Below are 22,320 nucleotides of genomic sequence, written 5' to 3' on the forward strand. Positions count from 1 at the left end.
GAGGGACGTGGTCACTCACAGTCCGCCGCCGCCCTTGCGGCCACTCGAGTCGAGGACGCCCTGCTGCTCCTTGGCGATGTCGTCGAGCGCATCCTTCGGCTTCTTCGCGCCGTTGAGAGCCGCGTTCACATTGGTGTTCTCGATGTTGACGAGGCGCGCGTACTCCGGAACGTTCCACATGTCCCGCATCCGCGGGACCGAGTCGGTGTACACCTGGTTGAACGGCCCGGCATTGAGGAACTCGGGCGACTCCAGGGCGTCCGTACGCGATGGCACACCGCCAGCCGCTGCCCACTTCTTCTGGACATCAGCGCGCTCGAACCATTCCATGAAGTTCAGTGCCTCGGCCTGGTTTGCCGTGGAGGAGTAGGCCGACACGTGCATTCCCATACCGCCGAGAGGGACCAGGTTGGTCTTCTGACTCGGCAGGGTGGCAAAACCCAGCTTGTCGAGAATCTGCTCCCGCGTGGTGCCGAGCGTCGACTGCTTCGGATCGAGCAGGCCGCCGCTCGCGGCGATCCAGTTGAACGCGATACATGCCTTGCCCTGGGCGACCGCCGCGTTCACCTCGTCGATGAACCAGTTGCCGGAGCCCTTCGCGGTCAGCGGCTTCATCTTGTTGACCAGGACGTCCATCGCCTCCTGGCCCGCAGCGTCGTTGAGGACACCATCGATCTTTCGCGTCTTGGAGTCCCAGAGGTTGCCGCCGTAGACGCCGTTGACCGTGTTGTAGGTGACGGCCGCGGCGTCGGAGCCGTTGGCCTGGTGGAATGCCAGCCCGCTGACGCCGGGGTTCTCCGACTGGCACTTCTCGGCGGCTGAGATCATCTGGTCCCAGGTCTGCGGTGGCTTGTCGCCGATCAGGTCCTTGCGGTAGATCATCGTCCAGGTGTCGCCGAGCAGCGGCAGCCCGTACAGGCTGGCGTTCTCGTCGCGCTTGCCGGTCTCCGCCTGGGGATACTGGCCGTAGGCCGCCAGGAGGTACGGGTTGTAGGCCTCGACGTCGATGTTCTTCTTGACGAAGTCGGTGAGGTCGAGGATGTTGCCGTTCGTCACGGCCTCACCGATGTGTTGCGAGTCCAGGATCGCGATGTCGAAGTCCGTCTTGCGTGCCGCGAACTGGGTGAACATGGCGTCGTGCCAGTTCGCGTTGGGCACGGTGTTGACCTTGATGGTCGCGTTCGGCCGCTCCTTCTTGTACTCCGCGTTCGCGAAGGTCTCGAGCGCCTTGGCGGGGGGCCAGTCGAACCAGATGAAGCTGAGGGTCAGCGGGTCCTTGGTGAGCTCCGGGATGGTCGCCGGCGCCTTGGGGGCGCTCGCCTTCGCGCCGTCGTCCTTGTCACCGCCGCAAGCTGTCATGGTGGTGGCCACCAGCAGCATGGCCGCCGTCGCCAGCCGCACCTTTCGACCGGGAGCGGATGTTCGTCCTGTTCGCTGTGGATGCCGCATATTCCTGCCTGCCTTCTGGGTGGGGACTTCTAAGGCCTCGCTATGTGCTTCGCCAAGCAGTTGCTGGGTCGTTCAGGCGTGTTGCCGGGCGTCGCGGGGGCCGATCCGAGGACCGGCGTCACGAGTACGCCGCGGTGTGCTGGGTCTTCATGCCATCGAGAGGTCGGTCGGTCCGTCTGCGGCCCGGTGACGAACCGAGCAGGACGTCGAGCATGCTCATGGAGCTTCAGGTGATCGAAGCGGAGCGATGGCGGGCGGCCCCGCGACGGTGCAGGATGGCGGGCGTCCGTCACTTTTCCTATACGATCGGGTGGGGGGCGTCAGCATGTCGCAGCGTGGTGACTGATGTCAATAGGTTCCCGAAGGCGCAAGAGAGGACCTCACGTCACGATGGACGACGAAGCGATGATCGCGCGGGGCCGTAGGGCCGTGGCGGGCGGAACGGCGCCGGGAAGATCTGGTGGCCGGCTGGCCGACGAGGTGTACGACACGCTGCTCGGACAGCTGATGTCGCTACGGATCGAGCCTGGCTCCCGCGTCACGATCGACGTCCTGGCGCGTGAGCTGGGGGTCTCGCAGACGCCGATCCGAGACGCTCTGAACCGCATGGAGGCCGAGGGTCTGGTCGTGCGTGTGCCCCATGCCGGCTATCGCATTCCCCCCCAGATCACCCGTCATCGATTCGAGGACATGCTCGAGGTCCGCCTGCTCCTCGAACCGGCAGCGGCGCGCCGATCTGCCGAACGCGCATCCTCGGAGCAGGTGGCCGGTCTGCGACGGATGCTGGAGGAGATGGCGGAGCTGGAGGGAGGCAAGGGGCCCACCGCCTATGGCGCCTTCGGGCTGCGCGACGCCGCCTTTCACGATCTCGTCGCCCTGAGCGCGGAGAACCAGGTCATCCGTGAAGCGCTGGCTCGCCTGCACAGCCACGTGCACCTCTTCCGGCTTCACCACGACACCCAGGTCACTCACCTGGCCATGGCCGAGCACGAGGATGTGGTGGCCGCGATCGCCGCTCGGGACCCCGACGCCGCCGCCTACGCGATGCGTCGGCACATCCTGCGGTCCGGCGAGCGTTTCCGGCGGTTGTTCGACGAGGTCGAGGGCGCGGACGGAATGGCGGTAGAGGCTTGACGGGCACGCTGGGCCGAGGAATGCTAACGCAATCCTGATCGGATCGGATTGGATCCACCTCACCACGCCCCCCAGATGCGAGGAGAAGCAGGTGCCCCGAGCGCTGCTCCTGACCGGCGACGCCGCCGAGGAGCTCGACACCATGTATCCCTACTACCGCGTGCAGGAGGGCGGCTGGGACGTCGACGTCTCGTCACGGACGATGCGTGACGTGCAACTGGTCATCCACGAGTTCGACCCCAACTCCGACGCCTACGTGGAGAAGAACGGCCGGAAGCTGCCGGTCGACGTGCCCTGGGCCGAGGTCGACGTCGAGCGCTATGACGCCCTCATCATTCCCGGGGGACGTGCCCCCGAGTGGATCCGGGTCGACGCCGACGTCAGGCGCATCACCGAGCACTTCTTCGCGCGCAACCTCCCCATCGCGCTGGTGTGCCACGGCGCGCAGGTGCCAGCGGTGTACGGGCTGCTGAAGGGTCGGAAGACGGCGTGCTTTCCCCCCATCACCGGTGACATGGAGAACGCGGGCGCGACGGTCATCGACGCCCCGGACGTCGTGGACGGCAACCTCGTCTCCTGTCGGGGGTGGCCCGACATGCCGCAGTTCGGCAGGGCGATGATGGAGCTCTTCTCGAAGTCCGTCAGCCCCACCTCGGCATGAGCACACCTGGCCCGCCCCTGTGACGGCACTGCGAACCGTCACAGTCGACGGCTCTCCCGTCCAGGTCCTGGAAGGCGGCACCGGGCCCGCGGTGCTGATGCTGCACGGCTCCGGACCCGGCACAACCGGGTCCGGCGCCTGGGCAACGACGGCGCAGGCGCTGGGCACGTCCTGGCGCCTGGTGGCTCCTGACCAGGCGGGGTTTGGCCGTACACCTGTCCCGGCGGGCTCCAGGGGTGGGCTCCGGCTGTGGACGGAGCAGGCGGCGGGCCTGATGGATGCTCTCGGCATCGAGTACTACGCCGTGGTGGGTCACTCCATGGGCGGTGCCGTGGCGCTGGCGTTGGCGGCCGCACGCCCCCAGCAGGTCACCCGTGTCGTGGCGGTCGCGACGATGGGCGCGCCCGGGGCGCCGCTGTCCCCCGAGCTCGACGCGGTCTGGGCCGCCCCCGCCGGCCCGCTCGGGGCACGAGACATGCTGAGTCGCCTCGTCTTCGACCAGGCGCTCGTGACCGATTCGGCCGTCGATGCCCGTGCGGCTGCGATGCGAGCGGGGGAGGGCGCTTTCGCGTCGTTGTTTCCTCCACCCAGGGCACGATGGGTAGACAAGCTCACCCTCTCGGCGCAGACGTTGGCGGCGGTGCGCGCGCCCGTGCTGCTCGTTCACGGCGCCGAGGACCGAGTCACCCCGCTCGAGACGGCGGCCCAGCCCCTGCTCGCACACCTGACCGATGTCCGTCTGCACGTGCTCGGCCGATGCGGGCACGTGCCGGCGATCGAGCACCCGCACGAGTTCAGGCAACTGCTGTCGTGCTTCCTCCGCCAGGACGTTCGAATCCGGCCGTCCCAGACAGACGAGAAGCCCTGACCAGTGAGAACGCCGGCCAGGGCTGTGAGTTGGTGCGCCGCGGCTCACGGCTTGTCGCACTCACGTCCGTACTCGTGCAGGTTCTTGCCGGGCACCCTGCCCGCTGTGCACCACTGAGCGGCCCTGCCGCGGCCCGACGCCCGCAACGGCAGATGAGATTCCCGTTCGGACCGTCGAGCGATGCTGCCGGCGTCAGCGCCCGGTGGGCACGATGTTTGAGGAATGCCCGTTCTGCTCGTCGCGCTTCAGGCGCTTCGCAGTCTGCTTCTCCTTGATCGTCTTGCCCTTCTTCTTGACGTTCGCCTTGGTCGTCGAGTCCTTGGACATGATCGAACCTCCTGGAGCAGGTCGGTGAACGTGCAGCGTGTTACTCGCCTGATTGCGGCGCGCAGGTGACGGAAGACCCGCGCGGCGGGCGCGAGGTCTTCACTGCACAGCGACCCTACGCTCTTCCAGCTCTTACCGACGTTGAGAAGTGGACCGCCGGTAGGCGGGTCGTGATGGACCTGGGCCACGGCGGTGGCTGCTGCGGCGGCATCTGGCCGACCGATAGGTCCGGTCGGGTGCACCCCGGCGGACGGTGATCCCGGATGTCAGTCGCGGATGGCACAATCCCGCTCACTGCCCGGCGGGAGGAGATCAACATGGGCTGGCTGGCGGCTGGTGTCGACTATGAGGTGAGCCTGGAACGCGGGAAGGTGATCGCGCGTAACCGCCAGGGCAGGCTGCTCAAAAGCCTACCGAAAGCGTTGCGTGACACCGACGCGGTGGTCGGCTTGCGGCAGCTCTCGGAGTGGTTGAAGCGGCACGAAGTTTCCTGCCGGCGGGAGGTCGAGCAGTGGATGGTGCGGTCGCTGCCCGTGCCGACCACCGTGATCTGCGAGGTGTGGGCAGACGAGGCATGGCGGACGTCGCTGCGTGATCTGGTCGTCGTGCCGATCGACGATGCGGGGGATGGGACACCGACCGCGCCGGGCTGCTGCGTGACGCGGACCCTGAGAAGGGTCTCGGTGTGGTGGACCTGGACGGCGAGAGCGGCCGGCTCACCGCCGTGCAGGTCGTCCTACCGCACCCGGTTCGCCTGCCCGACCTGACAGATCTGCGGGAGTTCGCCGCGGACCTGGGGGTGCGCCAGGAGACGCTACAGCTGTTCCGGGAGGTGTGGGCGCAGCCGGAGTCACACGACGAGCGGCGGCGCGAACTGTCTCGTTACGCCGGGGCCCGCTACAAGGAGTTGCGCCATGTGCAGGCGCGGACGACGTCGGCGGGCTACCGCGTGCAGGGTGGCGCCGCGTCGGTGCGGGTGTGGGAGGACGGCGTCCCGGTGGTCGCGTCGGTGTGGATCGGCGAGGGCGATCCGCTGTACGAAACCGAGACCGGCCCAGTCCATTTCACCGGTCCGGAGGGCGAGGCGGTGGCGTTGGCGGCGGTGGGGCCGGTGGCGTGGTCGGAAGGAATGCGGATGGCGGCGAATCTTCACGCCGGACGAATTGTCGACGAGGACGGTGAGCGGGCGTGAGTGAGGCGCTGTTGGAGGCGGGGGCGATCCTGCCTGGCGGTGAGGCGCAGACCGGACGTGATGTGGTGACCGCGCGTCGCTACACCCATCCGGCTCTCACCGGTCGGACCGTCGTCCGTCTGGCCGGGGCGACCCTGGGCGAGGCTGAGGACCTCTCGATGGAGTTCCTCGGATTCGGCCGTACCGCCGAGCCGACCCCGGTCGGCACGGCCCGGCGGCAGTCGCTCGGCTTCCCGGCCTGGGCTCTGATCAATGATCCGGCGAATGGCCGGCATGCGCTGGCGATGGTCAAGGACATGGCTCGGCTCGCGCGAACGGCCGCTTCCAAGCCGGGTAACGCCCGCGAGGGTTATCAGCAGCTTGCTGCCCGGCTGGGTGCGGCGGCGCCGCATTTCCTGCCGACGTTCTGGGAGGAAGCCGGGCGGGCGTTCCGCGCCGCCGACAATGCCCGGATGGCCGGCGGGTGCTTCGCCGACGCCCGGCGTGCCGAGCAGGTGCACGGGCTGCCAGTGGACGAGGAGCGGCTGCGGGAGGTGCATCTGGAGTTCGCCTTCGCGGGTGCGCTGACGGCGAAGATGCTGACCGAGTACTCCCGTGCGGTCGCGACGCGGCGGCCGGCGCCTGAGGCGTACGACCTGGTGCGGACCCTTGCCGTTCGTCGCGTCGCTGGCGGGCTGCCGCCGTACGCCGGGATGGCGGAGGATCTGCGGCGGCTGGCAAAGGCCGCCGGCGTGGACGTCGAGGAACAGGCCGAGGCGGTGGTGCGGCAGTTGCTGGCGTTCCCCGCGATGGCGCGCTCGAGCGAGGCGGTGTGGAAGGCGTACCGCAAACCCCTGGTGCGGCTGGCCGGGCACGACCCGGCGGTGCGCTCGCGGTTGGTGGAGATCTTCCCCGAGCCGCCCGGTTGGTCCACGGACGTCACCGACTTCTGGCTGGAGCTGCTGGACGCGGCGGGCACGCTCGATCTGCTGCGGGACGAGGCGGCGACGGTGTCCGCGGCGCGGTGGCTGGAGCGGCTGATGGCGCTGCGGGAACGGCGCAGCCGGCGTCGTTGTGAGCGGCTCATCCGCGTAGTGGCGGACCTGGTGCCGCGGCTGCGGGCGGAGGGCCGGCCGGTGACGTTGTGGAGCGGCTTCGCCCACCGGGCCGACCTGGACGTTCTCGACGTGTGCCTGGCTGGTGGGGTACCGGTGGTGATCGACACCGACGGCGGTGGGTTCAACGTGTCTCCCTGGGTGCACGACGTCGGCCCCGGCCGGCGGGACCTGCGTGCCGTGGCTGCCGACCCCAGGTGCCGGGTCCTGCTTGCGCGGGGTGCCGCCGACGCCCTGTCGGAGTTGCACAACAGGCAGGGGTCGGGGCCACTGCCGGCGCGGTTGGTCACCGAGACGCTGGGAACGGCCGGGCTGCGGGAGGTGCTGTCCGAGCTGCTCGTCGAACGGGCTGCCCGGGTGCCGGAGGGGACTCTGATCGGCCTGGACGAGGCGTTGTCCCAGCTGGCGGCCGTGTGGTCGCCCGCCGGTGTGGCGTTGGCGCCGGACGCGTTCGGTGCCTTGGCGGCGGTCGACGTGCCTGCGGTACTCGCCCGGTCACTGCGAGCCGGCCTGGTTGATGAGTTGTCCTGGCCGGCCTACGAGCAGGTGGCCGAGGACAAGCTCGGCCGACGTTTCGGCGACGCGTGGCCGCAGTTGGTGGTGCACGACAACCGGACGGCGCACATCGTCGACGTTGACGCCCCGACCAGCGAACACATCTTCCGGTATCCGCCCTCGGACAGCCCACACGCGCGCAGGTCCTACGCCGACACCACCTGCCGGCTGGTCGACGGGCAACTCCTCGTCACCTGGTACAGCACTGACGGCCGGCTCGTCGGCTACTGGTCGGCCGACCCGGACCAGCTGATCGAGCCCGGCCAACTGACGGACCACGCCCTGTGGGGCCGCCGGTCGTTGCCGATCCCGTTGCCCGATGGTGCGACGACCACGGGCAGTCGGCCCTGGCACGCCGGGGACACCCGCAGTCCGGCCGCGTCGTATCCGGTCGCTGGTGACGGGGTCTCGTTCTGGCGGTGTGAACGGCCCACCGACCCGACGCCCGAGGATCGGCGCTGGCGGGAGTACGACCCGGCGACGGGCGAGGGCGGCCGGCACAGCCTGCCCGCGTTCTTCGCCGCCGACCTGCCCCCGGGCGGGACCCTTCTCGCTGACCTGTGCGAGTTGCGGCCGGCACCGGCGCGGTTCGCCTCGTCGCCGCTGGGCTGGCACGACGGGCTGGTCGGGTGGCGGGTGACCCGCCTGTCGGACGGCACGCAGGTGGGGGAGGGGGTCGACGGGCGGCGGGTGTCCTGGCACTCGAGCGTGGTCCGGGCCAGCCGCAACCCGTTCCACGGAGACGCGCTGGTTGCCGGCCTGCGACTACCGGGCAGCGACGTCGTGTTACCGGTGACCGGGCGGCCCCATCACCGGGGCGAGTTGGAGCTGACCGTCTGGAGTGCCGACGGCCGAGAGCCGGTGGACCGGTGCCGGGCAACCCGACACATTCCGCCGCTGGCCTGGTGGCACGCACTGGGCCCGCGCGATGCGTCGGGCTCGGCCCGGCTGCGACGGCTCGACGCCGCCGACGCGGCCCGGTTGATGGCGATCGACGACACCGTCACGAAGTCCACCGAGATCAACGCGGTGGCGCTGGCCATCGTGACCGAGGTGCTGACGGAGGTGACCGACCCGGTGCTCCGTACCGCCCTCGCGGAGAAGGTGGTGCGCGCGGTACGGCTACGTCGGCGGCTGGAGGGGCTGCCGCAGCTGTTGGCGACCGAAGCGGTCGACGAGGGCACGGTCGACGCCGTCGCCGATGACGTGCTGCGCACCGCCTGGTCCGGGGTGTTGCCGTCGGAACGGTTCACCTACTACAGCGGTAACGCCCAGACGCGGCGGGAGATCCTCCGGCAGGTCAGCGCGGTCGCCGACCTCCTCGCGGCCGGGACGGTCGAGGACGTACCGCAGGCCAGCCCGACGTGGGTGGGTGCGCTCGGAGGGCTCGGCGCCCTGGCCGTCCGCGCCGCCGCGCCGGTCACCAGTGAGCAGGACCGCCTTGCGCTGACCCAGTTGCTGTCCACCCTGGCCGGTACCGTCTTGGCCGACCCGGCACAGGCGGTGCGGGTGCTCGCCGTGACGTGGAAGGAGGAACCTCCGGAAGGCCACCGGGTCGTTCAGCGCGACGGTGCGCAGGTCACGGTGCTGCTGCCGGAGCGCGGCTCCACCTGGTACGCCGCGCGGAGCAAGCAGTGGCACCGCACGGCCGTGCAGCTGTCCCCGGACGGGCGGTTCACCCCGCCGTCCGGTGCCACGGTCGAGTTGGAAACCGTCGCGGCCGGCTGGCGGGGCACTGATCGCATCAGGGCGTTCTGCCGGTTGCTCACCGAGCAGGGCCCGGCCCCCTGGCGCGCGGAATGCGTCGACGACCTGGTGGAACGCACCGGCATGACCCGCGCCGAGGCCGCCCTCCTGCTGGCTGGCCTCCCCGGCATCGACGACTGGCAGGCGAACTTCCTCACCGCCGACCAACGGCGGACCCTCGGGGTGACCAGCACCTTGGCGCGCGCCGCCCGCGACGCGTTGAAGGCCCTGTCCTACGGGCACCGGATCGCGCTGGTGGACGCGGCGATGCCGCAGGACCCGGCCGATCTGTGGCGCAAGGGCCCGGACATCGACCGCCTCGCCGCGAGATGGCTGGCCCTGCGCGGCGCCCGCGTCGTCATCGGCGAGCAACTGCTCGCCGACGCCACCCGCGTCCTGCCCACAAACCGGGCGGCCGACATCCTCCAGACGATCGCCGACCCGGCACCCGAGAGCTGGCTGACCACCGACGGGGAGAGCCAGCCCGGCGACTGGGGCCGACTGGAGACCACCGCCACGAGCGGAACCCCGTTCGACGGCAACCACCTGTACGGATGCACGGTGGCACTGCTGTGGCTGGCCTACCAGCTGCCCTGGGGCGACCCGATGCGCGATGCTCTGCCCCGAGCGTTGGAGCTGCTGCGGCAGCGGCTGCGCAACCCGCGGCTGCTGATCGGCGCCGGGCGACACGAGGTGGACGAGCCACCCCAGGTGGGACCGGCGCTGGTGGCAGGGCACACCTTCCGGGACATGGTCGTGCACCACCTCGCCCCGGCCCGCCTCAGCGGACCGCAGGACCCGGCGGTCAGCTTCATCTCCGGCCCGGTCGCGGACACGCTGCGGCTGGTGCTCTCACCGGACATCGCCGCTGTCCTGTCCACCCCGGACGGCGCCAGCGGCGACCACCGCGACCCCCGGGTCAGCGCATCCGACCTGGTCGACATCGTCGCAGCTCACACCGGCCTCGACCGGGATCCGGCCGCCTACTACCTGCAGCTGCTCGCCCTGCCGAACCCCACCGATGTCAACGTGCGGGCGTGGAACGCATGGAAGCCCGCGACCCTCAAGCACGCCCAGGCGGCTCTGCTCGACTCCGGACTGGTGGTGGCGGGCAAGCGGGAACGCGCCGGTCGCGGCGTCTTCCTGCCCGGAGGCTGGCTTGCGGCGAAGAGCCCCAACCTGCCCATAGAGGCCTGGAAGCAGTCGCTGTACCTGTTCCTCAACGGATTGACCCTGGTCAACCGTACGACGCCGGAGCTGTTCCGCACGGCATGGGACCGCGTGGCCGCCGGTGACACCCCCCGCTACCTCGACCTGCAGGAGAAGGCGTGAACGCCCGACAGATCGACCCGCCGGAGCACCTGTACGCCGACGAGCTGGAGTTCCTGGCTGCCGCCGACCACGGACCCCGCCCGCCCGGTTGGCAGCTGACTCCACAGGCGGTGGTGACGTTCATCGCCGGCTCCGCCGGCCGCCCCGTGCACGGGCCCGACGGGCGGCAGGTCACCGTCGCGCCGAAGTTCGTGGGGGAGCGGGCCCTCATCGAGCGGTGTGTCGTGACCCTGGCCGGTGAGCGGGGCCTGCTGCTCGTCGGCGAACCGGGCACCGCCAAGTCGATGCTGTCCGAACTGCTCGCCGCGGCCGTGTGCGGCACCAGCGCCCTGGCCGTGCAGGGTACGGCCGGCACCACCGAGGAACAGCTGCGCTACGGCTGGAACTACGCGCTCCTGCTGGCCAAGGGACCGTCCCGGGAGGCGCTGGTGCCCTCACCGGTGCTCACCGCGATGACCACCGGCGCGGTCGCCCGGGTCGAGGAGATCACCCGTTGCCTGCCCGAGGTGCAGGACGCGCTGGTGTCGATCCTGTCCGACCGGCGGTTGGTCCTTCCCGAACTCGCCGACGACCCGGTCGCCTACGCCGCTCCCGGCTTCTGCGTCATCGCCACGGCCAACCTGCGGGACCGGGGCGTGTCCGAGATGTCCGCGGCACTGAAGCGGCGGTTCAATTTCGAGGTGGTGCCTCCGATCGCCGACTTCGACGCCGAGGTCGCTCTCGTCACCCGGCAGGCCCGCGCCACCGTGGAACGGGTCGGCGCCGCGTACACGGTGGACGAGGCGGTGCTGGAGACACTGGTGACCGCCTTCCGTGACCTGCGCACCGGCAGCAGCGTCGAGGGCTGGGAGGTGGAACGCCCGTCCTCGGTCATGAGCACCGCCGAAGCGGTCGCCGTCGCCGCGTCGATCGGCCTGTCCACCGCGTACCTGCCCGGACCGGACCCTCTGTCGCTGCTCCCCGGGCACCTGGTGGGCGTCGTGCGCAAGGACGACCCGGCCGACCACGCGCGGCTGTTGGCGTACTGGGACGGCGCCCTGCGCCGCCGCGCCGAGGCCGGCGGACGGATGTGGCGGCAGCTGTGGGAGCAACGCGATGTCCTCCGTGACTGACGACGGCGCCGCTGGCGACCCGCGCGCCGCCGTCGCACGTCTCACCGACACCGGCCGGGTCACGCTGATCGGGGTGCGGCACCACTCGCCGGTGCTCGCCGCCGCGATCCCCGCCCTGCTGGAGGCGGCCGCCCCGGACGCGGTGCTGGTCGAGCTGCCCGCCGACATGCAGCCGTGGCTGACCTGGCTGGCGCACCCCGACACCCAGGCCCCGGTCGCGCTCGCCGCCGCCGACGGCGGCGAGGGCGGCCCGCTGGCGTTCTACCCGTTCGCCGACTTCTCCCCCGAGTTGGCCGCGCTGCGGTGGGAAGGCCGCTCGTGGCATGAGGAACCCGCCGCAGCCCTCTGGCGGGAGCCGATCCCCGACCAGGCTGCCCGCTGGCTGAAGACCCTCCGCCTCCCCCGACCCGAGCGTCCCGCCGGACACGACCTCGCCTTTCTCGACGGTGTCGTCACCGCCGACCAACGAGGTCCACTCCTGCGGACACCACACCTGCCGGAGCCAGTCGTCGTCCTCGCTCCGCACGACGATCCGGTGCTCCCGTATGTCGCGAACCTGCGTCTGCTCGCCGCCCATGCCGCTGGCCTGCCGGTCCGGATGATCGGGCGCTTCTACGGACCCCGCCAGGTGCACGGTCTCGCCATTGCCGCGCCTTGGCTGTCGGACCGCTTCGGTGGACACGTCGACCTTGGTATCGACCACCTGCAGCGCGCAGACCTACCCGACGCCGCGACCACGGAGCCTTCCGGCACCGACCAACCGCAACCGCCGCTGCATCTCCTCGCCCACCACCTGCAACGGGTTGTCGCCGCTGGCCGCGCCGCGCTGGTGCCGGACGTCGACCGGGACGCGCAGTTGCTGCTGGATGCCCAACTGCCGACAGCCGCATTCGTGCTGCGCGAACTACGGCGCGCGGGCCACCGACGGAGCCGCGATGCGTTCGGCCGCTTGAACCAGCAGGACTCCACCAGTCTCGCGGTGGCCTGGCTGACCGCTGCGACCTATCACCACGCTGCGACGGCAGCCGCAACCGCAGGGTCATGGCAATCGCGTGGGTGACCTCGACTCGATGTCGACGGTGTGCGGCAACTTCGGCAGGTCGATCTCAATCGCGTCGCGTAGTGAGCGGGCTCAGACCCGGGTGATCCGCACCGCGTCGGCGACGACGAACCCGGTGCCGCTGGTCCAGCGGCTCACACCGACTCTGTTGCCCGTGCCCGCCGCCAGGGTGAATACGCCGATCGACGCCCACCGGCCGCCGTTGATTCGCTGGTTGACGGAGATGGTCTTGCTTCCGGTGGTGGTCGCCACGACATAGGGCGTCTGGTTGTTGTAGCCCGCGTCGGCGGGGTACCAGACCGAGATCTCGTAGCTTCCGGTCGTCGGGATGGTCGACCGGTACCAGGCGACGTCGCTGGACGTCACTGGGGTGGCGAACCGGTAGTCGGTGCCGAACCGTTGGGCGGAGTAGGCCGACGTGCCCCAGTCGCTGCTCGCCGTGAACCCTCCCGAGCTGCTGTTGTCGATGGTCGCGGTCCACTGCTGCGGCGGGGTCGGGGTGACTGTCACGTCGAGGTAGTTGCGGTCGATGGTCATCGTCACGCCGCCCCACGTCTCGGTGACGTTGCCGGCGTACTGGTGCAGGCGCTGGTGGTTCGCGTAGTGATCGTCGGCGCAGTAACTTCCGGCGTCCGTGTCAGCCACGCCGTTCCACCAGGCGATCCAAATCTGGTCGAGTCGCGTGTAGTTCGGGTTGTCGTACGCGTCGCAGACGTCCTTGATGCCGGAGGTGCCGCTGGAGTACATGCCGGCGAGGTACCCGCGTACGTGCAGTTGCTCGGTCCAGCCGGACAGGAACGACAGGACGGCGGCTCGGCACGACGTGTTCGACGGGTACTGCTCGATGTCGTTGTAGATGGTGCTCGTACTGCCGATGCCCAGGGCCTGGGCGGCAGTCGCGGCGCTGTTCGCCGCGGCGACGCCCTGTGACCGGGCGGTTCTGGGGTCGGCGGACATCTTGGGGGCGCGGGTGCCGCACGGTGCCTGGTATCCCAGTTCGATGGGGAGGAGCCGCCATCCGTTACTGGTCTGGTTGGCAACCCAGGTCGCGGTGAGGTTGGGCTGGGCGCAGGAGCGGCTGTCGCCGCTGATGTAGATGCCGATCGCGCCGTACGGCGAGCTGGCCCGCCACGTGTCCATCGCGGCCTGCGACGGGGCGGTGCAGGTGTCGAATCCTCGGCCGGTGAAGGTGCCGGGTTGCGGGCCGGCGGCCGACAGCGTCACAGCGGTCGGGGCCTGCGCGATCGTCGCGGCCGCGGCAACCGGAACGGTCGGCGCCACGAGCCCTGCGGCAACGGTGAGACCCACCAGACACCCGGCAACGGTCCTCGTCATCGCCACCCCCTGAAGAAAGAAACCTAGCCGAGAAGCGGACAGCACGAAAGATTTCTACCACGAATCGACGAGCGGCAATAGGTGCGCGAGGCGTCCTGGCGCGGTCGTGACCATCGAGTACGTTGGCTGCGAGTCGATCTGGCGATGGTGGACGGAGGCCGCGTGGCCGGGAAACACCGATCGTGGTGGGGCTGGGGGAACGTCGAGGACGCGGTCATCGGCGCGGAGGCCACGGCGCTCGAAGACCGAGTGCGTCCGCTGTTGCCCAACGCCGACCTGACCGAACACCTCGCGCCGCCGGTGGCCGAACTCGGCTTGCGCCCGCCGCGGATCGATCCGCCCACGTCGCTCGCCCGGCTGTGTTCGGTGGACCCGGCCGACCGGGCTGCGCACACCCACGGCAAGGCGTTCCGGGATGTCGTCCGCAATCTGCACGGGGATGTCCGCGACCCACCGGACCTGGTGGTCCGGCCGGTGACCGAGCAGGACGTCCTCGACGTGCTGGACTGGTGCGCGGGGCGGAACGTCGCGGTGATCCCCTACGGCGGCGGCTCGTCAGTGGTCGGCGGTGTGGAGCCGCGGCTCGGTGATGCCTATCCAGCGGCGATCAGTCTCGACCTGGGGCGCCTCGACCGGGTGCTGGAGGTGGACACGACCAGCCGGGCGGCCCGCATCCAGGCTGGCGTGTTCGGCCCGGCGCTGGAGAACCAGCTCCGGCCGTATGACCTCAGTCTGCGGCACTTCCCGCAGTCGTTCGAGTTTTCCACCCTGGGCGGCTGGTTGGCCACCCGCGCCGGCGGCCACTACGCCACCGTGCTCACCCACATCGACGACCTGGTGGAGTCCATGCGGGTGGTAACCCCGGCGGGTACAAGCCAGTCGCTGCGGCTCCCCGGCTCCGGAGCCGGGCCGTCCCCGGACCGACTGTTCCTCGGGTCCGAGGGCGCACTCGGCGTCATCACCGAGGCGTGGATGCGGCTGCAGGACCGGCCCCGCTGGCGGGCGGGCGCCACGGTGCACTTCTCCGACTACGACGAAGCGGTGGCCGCCACACGGGTCATCGCCCAGTCCGGTCTGTACCCGAGCAACTGCCGGCTGCTCGACCCGGCGGAGGCGCTCCTCAACGCCGGCGTCGCCACCACCGGTGGTGTGCTCGTTCTCGGGTTCGAGTCCGCCGACCATCCGGTCGCCCCGGGGCTGGACCGCGCCGTCGAGCTGTGCCGCGACCACGGCGGTACCCTGCCAGAGGCATCCCGCGGCGACGACCGGACCGGCCCACGGAAGGGGCCCGCCGCCGCCTGGCGGTCAGCGTTCCTGCGGATGCCGTACCAGCGTGACGCGCTTGCCGCCCGGTCGATGATCGTGGAAACGTTCGAGACCGCCTGCACCTGGAGCCAATTCCCCGCCCTACGTGCTGCTGTGCATGACGCGGCCGGCGAGGCGCTCCGCGCCGTCGCCGCGACCGGTGTGGTCACCTGCCGCTTCACGCACGTCTACCCGGACGGCCCCGCGCCCTACTTCGGCGTGTACGCCACCGGTCGCTGGGGCTCCACCGTCGCCCAGTGGGACCAGATCAAACAGGCCGTCTCCGACGCGCTGCTCGCCGCCGGCGGCACCATCACCCACCACCAAGCCGTCGGCCGCGACCACCGACCGTGGTACGACCGACAGCGTCCGGACCCGGTCGCGCTCGCACTGCGCGCCGCCAAGAGCGCGCTCGACCCGTCCTGGATCCTCAACCCCGGCGTCCTCGTCGATCCCGCCGCTCGACGTTGACGAGGTCGGCACGTTCGGGCGGGGTGGGGGAGAATCGACTCATGTTTGTCATCAAGGAGCGGTTCTTCTCGATCGGCGACGACTTCGACGTGCTCGACGAGCACGGCACCAAGGTCTTCCACGTCGACGGCAAGGTGCTCAGCGTGCGCAACAAGGTCGTCATCGAGGACGCGGGCGGTCATGAGGTCGCCACGCTGCACCGGCACCTGGTGGCGCTGCGTCCCACCTACGAGATCCGGATCGGCGGCGAGAAGGCCGCAGAGGTCCGCAAGAAACTGCTCACGCCGTTCCGCGACAAGTTCACCATCGACGTGCCGGGGCCCGGTGACCTGGAGATGAAGGGTGACCTGCTCGACCACGAGTACGTGATCGAACGCGACGGCACCGAGGTGGCCTCGGTCTCCAAGCGGTGGCTGACGATCCGGGACACCTACGCCGTGCGGGTCGCCGCTGGCGTCGACCCGCTGCTCATTATCGGCAGCGTCCTCGCGCTCGACCTGGCGATGGACCGCGACAAGAAGAAGAACGACGAGGACTGACCTCTGGGCGGCCGACGACGGCCTCGACAGGCCGGCCCGGAGCAGCCTGCGGCGTTACCGGCTGTGGGGCGGGTTGTTGTGGTTGAGGTGGGACCGGTCGGTGTCGCGGCGGGTCAACACGTCGTAACCTGGCTCCCGCGAGACCTCGACGAGGCCCCGGTCGTGGCCTCCGCCCGGCGCGGACTGGTCGTGCAGGGCGTCTCCCCGGTACCGGCTGCACCCCGCCGGACCCGGCCCGCTGATCTTCGGCTACGCCACCCTCACCGAACGCACCATCGCCCGGGGGAGTGGAAGCCCTTGCCGACGCGGTCGCAGAGGTCCGTGCGCAGGTCTGCCGCTGATGGTGTCCAGGCTGGCAGTTCGCCTGAGCGCCTGGACATGGTGTAGTGCGGGCGTGATGCTCTGAATCATGGCTGAGAGCAGAAAGGCCGATGGGGCGTAGGCGTCCGGGCGCTGTGCGCGCCCTTGGCGGAGCGCCTGAGCAGAGGCTCGCCGACCGCATCCGGCTGCCGGACATGCCGCCCAGGGTGGCCGCAGAGCTTCGACGACGCAGGTTGGATCGGTCGTTCGCCTCCGCATATCGATCGTGGCGATCGTCTGTCTACAAGCGCGGCGCGTACAGCACGGACAGTCCGCACTATGGCTGCCCCTGTTGTGGGCCCAGTGATCCGCGTGACCGACTGGACTGGGTCTTGGAGGAAATGCCGGCGTGGTCTCGCGGGGGCGCTGATCCGGCTCATCGCTCCCCTGGACCGCCAGTATCGAGCGATCAGCTGGCCGAATCCCACCGCACCGCTGACCTGACCGTGGTGGTGGCGACGTGTTCGCTGAGGATCGACGTTCTAGATGGGGACAACCTGGGTGACGACGGGCACGAGCAAGGGCCGATGTCCCTCGACGGCATCAGAGACACCGTGCCGGGCCCTGGATTGGTCAGTGGACGAGGCAGGGGCAGGATCAGGTGGTGACTTCTTCCTGGCCTACGTGGGATGAGTGGCTGAGGACTCTGCCGCCGGACGTCCGCGATTCTGCTGCATCCCTCGCGGAGAGGTTCAAGGAGCTTGGAGCCCACGACCCGGAGGAGTGGGCCCGGTCGGAGATCAGCGAGAACATTCCGCAGCTGGCTCGGTTCATGGTGTTGCGTGCCCTGTGGCGGGACGCGATATCCCCGTGGTTGGATGCCAGTGCTCTGTGCGACGTGGCGGCCGCGCGGCGGCTGATTGCGGCAGGCGCGGATCCCCACGATGTGCTGCTGGTCGCGCGAGTTGGAGCGTACGAGGCGGTCGTCGCCGCAGTGTGCATCCTCGACGAGGGCGGCGACCCGAACGCGCGAGAGAGCGACCCTGGCTGGCACCTGGTCGAGACCGACGCGGAGTGCAATCCGACGGGCCGTGAGATCGGGGGGCTCCATGAGTCTCTGGGGGAGACGGACCCGGCCGGCGACAAGCGTGTCGATCTGTGGGAATGACAGGTCCCGGCTTCCGGGACAGGCGCTGCAGTCTCTGAGGTTCGGACCGAGGCGCTGGCTGTGCTCGATCCATGCCGAACCAGTAGCCAACATAGCCATCACCGGCACATCAGCAGCCGCGAAAGCCTGACACTCGCCGCTCGTCAGCCGGCCGCCGTTACTGCTCGCGCGGGGATCAAGCAGATTCCCCAGTTGACAGTGCGAGTTCGATTCCCTTCACCCGCGTCACCGTGAGGCCCCCAGCTCAGGGCATGTTCCCGATTGTCACAGTGGGAGGGGACACTGATGGCCGTGGACGTGGATGGGTTCTGGCAGGTTGTGGAGCGGGCACGAACGGCGGCCGGCCCAGCGGCAGACCGAGCCCGCGAAGATGGTCAGCCGAGCGCGGTGGCTGAGATGCTTGTGGAAGAGCTGAGCCAGCTTGCGCTGCCGGACATAATCGCCTTCGATCGTCTGCTCGACGAGGTGCTCGACCAGGTCGACAACTGGGACACCTGCGCGGCATGTTGGGTCATCGAGCATGGGTTTCTGTCCGACGACGGGTTCTCCGACTTCCGGGCAGGCCTCGTCGGCCTAGGCAGGAGCGCCTTCGAGGCAGTGGTCAGCCGACCGGACTCACTCGCCGACCACGATGCGGTTCGAGAGATCAGTGCTTCGAACGGGCAGAATCTCTGGATCGGTGATGAAGAACTTCTGTTCGCGGCGCAGAAGGCATATGCGCGTCGGACCGGCGACGATGACGCGTTTTGGGACGCCGCCGACGCTGTGGAGTCGGAATTCCCTGAGCCGACCGGCAACCCGAAGCCCGCGGACGACCGCTGGGATCTTCGCGACGAAGACGAGTGGCGACGCCGTCTACCCAGACTCGCCTCTCTGTTCCTCGCCCACCGGCTTGCGCCGAAGTAGTCCCTGTACCGGCCGTGACGAGGCGTTGTGCGGCCTAGAACGTCACGCAGGTCCTGACACCAGAGTGTCACGTAGGTCCGGGCGCGTGTACTCGATCATTGAGGTTATGCGTCACGTCCTGGACGATCCTTCGGGGTTGTCGCCGAGAGCCACCCGCTTCCTCCGACATGCCGCGGAGCGAACGTCGATCGACCTGTCGGATGGACCTACGACGGACGAGCTCCGGCCGCTGCTGCGGCGGCTGCCAGGCGTGGACGTCGAGGCGACGCTGGCCCTGTTTCGGCGAACCGCGGCTCGATACGGGGGGCTGCGTTATCGCAGCCTCGCCTGGTCGTTCGAAGAGACCGTCACGTTCGTACCGGTCCCGTGGGCAGCAGACGACTACGGCCGCGAGGACCGGGACGCGATGGCCGACCTCATTGAGCACGACGTCGCGCACCCGTACGCGATCTGGCTGCGTGGCGGCGGCACCGTGGTGTACTGCTTCGCGGGTCCCCAATCGCCGCCGCTGGTGCCCGTTTTCCCTAACGTCGACGCCCTGCTCGAAGCCGAGGCGCTCTACCAAGAGTGCGCAACGTGGATCCCGGTATCGCTGGACGACGCGCCTGGTCTGGCAGCGGTCGAGGCACACGCGGCGCGCCTGACCCTGATGCGCGAGGCGTGTGGATACACCGAGCGCTGGTGGGAGCAAGACGGCTTCCGGCTACACGTCTGGAAGACGTTCGCTGCCGTGTTTCCCGGCGCTGGTGCCCGATGGGCAGTGTGGGCCCGCAACCGTGCTGGTGAGCGGGCCGCCCGATCCTTCCTTTCCCAGGTAAAGGACGGGCGGTCGTTCCTTCGGAACGCAGAGGTCGAGCTGTAGGGTCAGCGCTTACGGTCGGGCCGAGTGGCCCATGCCGCAGCGACGGCGCACAGCATGAGGCAGAACAAGAGGCAACTCAGCGCGCCACACAGCAACATGACTCCAGCCCCGATGCCCTCCACGGGCGTCAGCGTAGGCGCTCGGCCAGCCGTGCCCGCAGCCTGTCCGATGCAGCGGTCAACGCCGGTCAGGTTCGTGTACTCGACGGGCCGAACAGACACCGACGCTGCGCGATGGCGTCACTCCCCGCCGTGCACGCCAATCCGATTCTCGGGCTGAGTGGCCGTCACCGGCTTCGTATGCGGCTCATGCCGGGACATTCGGCCGAGCCACCGGCCGGGTCTTCTGCATCGCCTACCACGGAGCGAACGCAGGCCAACCAGTCGTTCCACGCGGCGGGGTCCGTTGTCCCTCCGTCTGCCTCGACGCCGATGTCTCCCAGAAGCGTGAGCAGGTCGTCCCCGGCGCGGTTCGCAAACTGCCACACGAACCGGGACATGGCCACGAAGGCCTCGCGCTCGTCCATCGAATAGCGGCTCATCGGCACTCTTCCTCCTCCGGGCGGAGCCCGCACGTGCCGACTGCCATCGGTCGTCAGGGCGCGACGACCGGCGTGCGCTGTCGCCGTGCTGATCGGATTGTGACCTGACACTGATCCTCCGGCAAAGACTCGGTGCCAGGACGCTGCGGAACGACCGCGGCGCGATCGAGGAGGAACCATGCGGATCAGCGCGATGGCGCGACGGATCGTGATCCTGGCGGGGGTGTGTGTACTGGGCTTGATCGGGGCGAACCCGGCTCAGGCGGCGGTGCAGCGGACCGACCGGTTCTCCATCACCGAGCAGCATTTCGATTTCGGCGACGGCGACCTGGGCAATGTCTCCGGAAGACCCAAGTCCGACGGCCGGCTGGAGTGGGACCTCGTTGCCGGCAGGTGGGAGCCCCGGCTCGTCGGGCGCCTCTACATCAACAATGCTTCCGGCGAGTGCGTCCGAATCCAGATGGTCGTGGTCTACCAGAACGGGGTGACCACCACCGACACCGACAGCCTGTCCGACTTCTGCGCCCCGAACGGGCAGACCTGGCGTAGTGAGGTCGACTTCCGCCCGGTCAGCTCGGCGTACGTCGCCAGCGTCTACTTCCGGCTGCAGAGCGCGCCAGCGGGAGGCTGGGCGTTCTCGACCGAGGCAACCACTGGGTCGTACGCGGCACCGTGGTTGCTGCCGTAGTCACGACCGGCCAGGCCACCCTGGCGGGCCGCGAGGACGGCGACGAACAGCTCGAAGCCGAGGGTCGTGGAGACCAGACCGTCTTCAAGAGCTGACCTTGGCCGCGCACCTTGGGGTGGTGGCACAGGGGAGGGGCGATGACGACAGCTGTCGTCATCGCCCCTCCGTCCGCTCTCATCCCCGAGGCGGCAGAGGTCGACTTGGCGGGGCCTACGGGCTGCGGCGCCAACAGCACCCGATCCCGCCTGACGCACGGTTGGCACGGGCCCGTCGAGCTGGTGTGCCCCGGGGCGGGGCGCGTGACGCGCCCCGCCCCGGTCAGATCAGAGCTCCCGGTAGTAGACGGCGATCGGCAGCGGCGTGCACCCCAGTGCTTCGTACAGCGCTCGGGCGGGCCCATGGAACTCGTCCCCGCCCGTGCCGATCGTGACGACCTCGGCGCCGAGGTCCCGCATCGCGGCGAACGCATAGTCGCAGAGCACGGTGCCCGCGCCGAGCCGGCGGTGCTCCGCGGACACGGCGAGGATCGTGACACTGGCATTTCGGCGCCCGGGGTCTACTGACCAGGCCACATAGCCGGCGATGGCGCCGTCGATCTCAGCGACCGCGACGTACCGGTGCTCGGCGGGGTCGTGGAGCCCGGCAACCTGCTCGACGTAGTCGTCGCGCCACCGGCCGTGCTGGTTGGCGAAGACGTTCTCGCCCACGAGAGGGCGGAAGGATTCTTCATAGAACGGCCTGAACGTCTCGATGGTCAGTTCGGTGAGCCGGGCAAGGTCATGCTGAAGAAACGAGCGGATACGCATGTGAGTGTGCCTTCCGAGCTGAGGGTCTGAAAGCCAACAAAACGGGCATCAGATGGTCAGCCAGCGGCCGGAACGGCGGCGAGCCGACCCTCAGTGGCGGGTGCGACAGGCAGCGAAGCAACTCATGGTCGGAATCCTACGGGGCGCTGCAACCGCATTCACGGCGCGGCGTGCCGCCACGGCTGCGGACGAGGTCTCGAAGAGCAACCGTCGTTGCATTTCAGCGTGCCCGACTGCTACCGCAAGCTCGGCGATGTACGAGCGCCTGCGGCGCGTCTCCGGCGTCGTGTTCGCCTGCCCCGCCCGGCACGTGACGGCGTGGACTGCTGGGGGCGGGCACCTGGTGGAGGTCGGCGCGGGGCGGCAGAGCAAGGGTCGGGGCAGTGGGTGACATCCGGGATCTCTGGGGAGCGGGGGGCCGGTGGTACGCACACAATGGGGGGATGAAGCGAGAGGCACGCCTGGTGCGGTTGACGGGGACGCGCGCGAACGGCGCGGTGGCGACGGGCGCGGCGGCGACAGGCGCGCGGGCTGCGGGAGCGGCATCGCTCGGCGCCCTCGCGGTGGGGGCGCTGGCCGTCGGGGCCGTGGCCGTCGGGGCGCTGGTCATCGGGCGGCTGGCGATCCGCCGAGCGGTCGTGCGGGAGCTGCGCATCGGCCGGTTGGAGATCAATGAGCTGGTGGTGCACAGCCGACCCAACGCTGAGGGATGACCCGCTGCGGCGACGGACGAGAGCGTCGTTGCCGCTGCCGAAGACGGCGCGTGGCTTCCCCGGAACCCATCACCCCGTCAAATCTCGATCTTGTAAATGCCGCGCTCTTCGCGATGCTCCCGAAACGGGCAATCCTCGTTTTTGATTTTCGGGGGT

General features: G+C 69.6%; 21 protein-coding genes. 16 read left to right on the forward strand and 5 right to left on the reverse strand.

From position 1 onward, the window contains the following. Positions 1–15: 15 nt before the first annotated feature. Positions 16–1,401 carry an extracellular solute-binding protein gene (locus LADH09A_RS09395; protein WP_238644488.1) on the reverse strand — a complete coding sequence of 462 codons (1,386 nt, stop codon included), beginning with the start codon at positions 1,399–1,401 and terminating at the stop codon, positions 16–18. Positions 1,402–1,839: 438 nt separating this feature from the next. Here LADH09A_RS09395 and LADH09A_RS09400 point away from each other — a divergent pair, with 438 nt between their 5' ends. The 3 genes from LADH09A_RS09400 to LADH09A_RS09410 all read left to right on the forward strand — a co-directional run bounded on the left by LADH09A_RS09400 (position 1,840) and on the right by LADH09A_RS09410 (position 4,112). Next, positions 1,840–2,583 carry a GntR family transcriptional regulator gene (locus LADH09A_RS09400; RefSeq protein WP_238644489.1) on the forward strand — a complete coding sequence of 248 codons (744 nt, stop codon included), beginning with the start codon at positions 1,840–1,842 and terminating at the stop codon, positions 2,581–2,583. Positions 2,584–2,674: 91 nt separating this feature from the next. After that, positions 2,675–3,244: a DJ-1/PfpI family protein gene (locus LADH09A_RS09405; RefSeq protein ID WP_238644490.1), complete on the forward strand. Its 570-nt coding sequence runs from the start codon at positions 2,675–2,677 to the stop codon at positions 3,242–3,244. 97 nt (positions 3,245–3,341) lie between these two features. Next, a complete protein-coding gene (locus LADH09A_RS09410; protein WP_238644596.1) occupies positions 3,342–4,112 on the forward strand; it encodes an alpha/beta fold hydrolase in 771 nt (256 codons plus the stop codon). Positions 4,113–4,304: 192 nt separating this feature from the next. Here LADH09A_RS09410 and LADH09A_RS31615 read toward each other — a convergent pair whose 3' ends face one another. Then, entirely contained in the window at positions 4,305–4,439 is a 135-nt protein-coding gene (locus LADH09A_RS31615) for a hypothetical protein (RefSeq protein WP_255473660.1), read from the reverse strand. Positions 4,440–4,756: 317 nt separating this feature from the next. Between LADH09A_RS31615 and LADH09A_RS31620 the strand changes: the two genes are divergently transcribed. From LADH09A_RS31620 to LADH09A_RS09430, 5 genes are read left to right on the forward strand one after another with little or no spacing between them, the layout of a single operon-like run. Further along, complete coding sequence (locus tag LADH09A_RS31620; protein ID WP_274529277.1) at positions 4,757–5,206, forward strand: DUF4132 domain-containing protein; 450 nt, start codon at positions 4,757–4,759, stop codon at positions 5,204–5,206. After that, positions 5,128–5,631 carry a DUF4132 domain-containing protein gene (locus LADH09A_RS31625; protein WP_308194517.1) on the forward strand — a complete coding sequence of 168 codons (504 nt, stop codon included), beginning with the start codon at positions 5,128–5,130 and terminating at the stop codon, positions 5,629–5,631. Before LADH09A_RS31620 ends, LADH09A_RS31625 begins: the two co-directional genes overlap by 79 nt. Continuing rightward, positions 5,628–10,358 carry a hypothetical protein gene (locus LADH09A_RS09420; protein ID WP_238644491.1) on the forward strand — a complete coding sequence of 1,577 codons (4,731 nt, stop codon included), beginning with the start codon at positions 5,628–5,630 and terminating at the stop codon, positions 10,356–10,358. Before LADH09A_RS31625 ends, LADH09A_RS09420 begins: the two co-directional genes overlap by 4 nt. Continuing rightward, a complete protein-coding gene (locus LADH09A_RS09425; RefSeq protein ID WP_238644492.1) occupies positions 10,355–11,470 on the forward strand; it encodes an ATP-binding protein in 1,116 nt (371 codons plus the stop codon). The genes LADH09A_RS09420 and LADH09A_RS09425 overlap by 4 nt, the downstream gene beginning before the upstream one ends. Then, positions 11,454–12,530: a DUF5682 family protein gene (locus LADH09A_RS09430; protein WP_238644493.1), complete on the forward strand. Its 1,077-nt coding sequence runs from the start codon at positions 11,454–11,456 to the stop codon at positions 12,528–12,530. Before LADH09A_RS09425 ends, LADH09A_RS09430 begins: the two co-directional genes overlap by 17 nt. A 72-nt stretch (positions 12,531–12,602) precedes the next feature. On the opposite strand, the gene LADH09A_RS09435 is transcribed toward LADH09A_RS09430, so the two are convergent. Then, entirely contained in the window at positions 12,603–13,865 is a 1,263-nt protein-coding gene (locus tag LADH09A_RS09435; RefSeq protein WP_238644494.1) for a glycoside hydrolase domain-containing protein, read from the reverse strand. Between the two features lie 162 nt (positions 13,866–14,027). Between LADH09A_RS09435 and LADH09A_RS09440 the strand changes: the two genes are divergently transcribed. The 5 genes from LADH09A_RS09440 (at position 14,028) to LADH09A_RS09460 (ending at position 19,416) form a co-directional block, all read left to right on the forward strand. Beyond that, entirely contained in the window at positions 14,028–15,641 is a 1,614-nt protein-coding gene (locus LADH09A_RS09440) for an FAD-binding oxidoreductase (protein WP_238644495.1), read from the forward strand. A gap of 41 nt (positions 15,642–15,682) precedes the next feature. Beyond that, positions 15,683–16,180 (forward strand): LURP-one-related/scramblase family protein, encoded by a 498-nt coding sequence (locus tag LADH09A_RS09445; RefSeq protein WP_238644496.1) that lies wholly within the window; start codon positions 15,683–15,685, stop codon positions 16,178–16,180. 964 nt (positions 16,181–17,144) lie between these two features. Beyond that, a complete protein-coding gene (locus LADH09A_RS09450) occupies positions 17,145–17,648 on the forward strand; it encodes a hypothetical protein (protein ID WP_238644497.1) in 504 nt (167 codons plus the stop codon). A gap of 285 nt (positions 17,649–17,933) precedes the next feature. Continuing rightward, positions 17,934–18,554 (forward strand): DUF4240 domain-containing protein, encoded by a 621-nt coding sequence (locus tag LADH09A_RS09455; protein ID WP_238644498.1) that lies wholly within the window; start codon positions 17,934–17,936, stop codon positions 18,552–18,554. Between the two features lie 106 nt (positions 18,555–18,660). Beyond that, positions 18,661–19,416: a hypothetical protein gene (locus LADH09A_RS09460; protein ID WP_238644499.1), complete on the forward strand. Its 756-nt coding sequence runs from the start codon at positions 18,661–18,663 to the stop codon at positions 19,414–19,416. A 286-nt stretch (positions 19,417–19,702) separates the two neighbouring features. On the opposite strand, the gene LADH09A_RS09465 is transcribed toward LADH09A_RS09460, so the two are convergent. Further along, positions 19,703–19,957 carry a hypothetical protein gene (locus LADH09A_RS09465; protein ID WP_238644500.1) on the reverse strand — a complete coding sequence of 85 codons (255 nt, stop codon included), beginning with the start codon at positions 19,955–19,957 and terminating at the stop codon, positions 19,703–19,705. A gap of 178 nt (positions 19,958–20,135) precedes the next feature. Here LADH09A_RS09465 and LADH09A_RS09470 point away from each other — a divergent pair, with 178 nt between their 5' ends. Further along, complete coding sequence (locus LADH09A_RS09470; RefSeq protein WP_238644501.1) at positions 20,136–20,645, forward strand: hypothetical protein; 510 nt, start codon at positions 20,136–20,138, stop codon at positions 20,643–20,645. Positions 20,646–20,968: 323 nt separating this feature from the next. Here LADH09A_RS09470 and LADH09A_RS09475 read toward each other — a convergent pair whose 3' ends face one another. Further along, positions 20,969–21,451 carry a GNAT family N-acetyltransferase gene (locus LADH09A_RS09475; RefSeq protein WP_238644502.1) on the reverse strand — a complete coding sequence of 161 codons (483 nt, stop codon included), beginning with the start codon at positions 21,449–21,451 and terminating at the stop codon, positions 20,969–20,971. A 253-nt stretch (positions 21,452–21,704) separates the two neighbouring features. Here LADH09A_RS09475 and LADH09A_RS09480 point away from each other — a divergent pair, with 253 nt between their 5' ends. Then, entirely contained in the window at positions 21,705–21,842 is a 138-nt protein-coding gene (locus tag LADH09A_RS09480; RefSeq protein ID WP_238644503.1) for a hypothetical protein, read from the forward strand. Positions 21,843–21,894: 52 nt separating this feature from the next. After that, on the forward strand, positions 21,895–22,164 hold the full coding sequence (locus tag LADH09A_RS09485) for a hypothetical protein (RefSeq protein ID WP_238644504.1): 270 nt from the start codon (positions 21,895–21,897) through the stop codon (positions 22,162–22,164). Positions 22,165–22,320: the final 156 nt, after the last annotated feature.

The organism is Micromonospora cabrerizensis, from assembly GCF_022230955.1.
Classification (GTDB): domain Bacteria; phylum Actinomycetota; class Actinomycetes; order Mycobacteriales; family Micromonosporaceae; genus Micromonospora; species Micromonospora cabrerizensis.

What these genes read in the sequence shown, in the direction of transcription:
- LADH09A_RS31620 (WP_274529277.1), top strand. Translation starts at nt 4,757, where the DNA reads ATGGGCTGGCTGGCGGCTGGTGTCGACTATGAGGTGAGCCTGGAACGC.
- LADH09A_RS09435 (WP_238644494.1), bottom strand. Translation starts at nt 13,865, where the DNA reads ATGACGAGGACCGTTGCCGGGTGTCTGGTGGGTCTCACCGTTGCCGCA.
- LADH09A_RS09460 (WP_238644499.1), top strand. Translation starts at nt 18,661, where the DNA reads ATGCGTCACGTCCTGGACGATCCTTCGGGGTTGTCGCCGAGAGCCACC.
- LADH09A_RS09480 (WP_238644503.1), top strand. Translation starts at nt 21,705, where the DNA reads ATGTACGAGCGCCTGCGGCGCGTCTCCGGCGTCGTGTTCGCCTGCCCC.
- LADH09A_RS09410 (WP_238644596.1), top strand. Translation starts at nt 3,342, where the DNA reads ATGCTGCACGGCTCCGGACCCGGCACAACCGGGTCCGGCGCCTGGGCA.
- LADH09A_RS09430 (WP_238644493.1), top strand. Translation starts at nt 11,454, where the DNA reads ATGTCCTCCGTGACTGACGACGGCGCCGCTGGCGACCCGCGCGCCGCC.
- LADH09A_RS09400 (WP_238644489.1), top strand. Translation starts at nt 1,840, where the DNA reads ATGGACGACGAAGCGATGATCGCGCGGGGCCGTAGGGCCGTGGCGGGC.
- LADH09A_RS09470 (WP_238644501.1), top strand. Translation starts at nt 20,136, where the DNA reads ATGCGGATCAGCGCGATGGCGCGACGGATCGTGATCCTGGCGGGGGTG.
- LADH09A_RS09455 (WP_238644498.1), top strand. Translation starts at nt 17,934, where the DNA reads ATGGCCGTGGACGTGGATGGGTTCTGGCAGGTTGTGGAGCGGGCACGA.
- LADH09A_RS09485 (WP_238644504.1), top strand. Translation starts at nt 21,895, where the DNA reads ATGAAGCGAGAGGCACGCCTGGTGCGGTTGACGGGGACGCGCGCGAAC.
- LADH09A_RS31615 (WP_255473660.1), bottom strand. Translation starts at nt 4,439, where the DNA reads ATGTCCAAGGACTCGACGACCAAGGCGAACGTCAAGAAGAAGGGCAAG.
- LADH09A_RS09475 (WP_238644502.1), bottom strand. Translation starts at nt 21,451, where the DNA reads ATGCGTATCCGCTCGTTTCTTCAGCATGACCTTGCCCGGCTCACCGAA.
- LADH09A_RS09445 (WP_238644496.1), top strand. Translation starts at nt 15,683, where the DNA reads ATGTTTGTCATCAAGGAGCGGTTCTTCTCGATCGGCGACGACTTCGAC.
- LADH09A_RS09465 (WP_238644500.1), bottom strand. Translation starts at nt 19,957, where the DNA reads ATGAGCCGCTATTCGATGGACGAGCGCGAGGCCTTCGTGGCCATGTCC.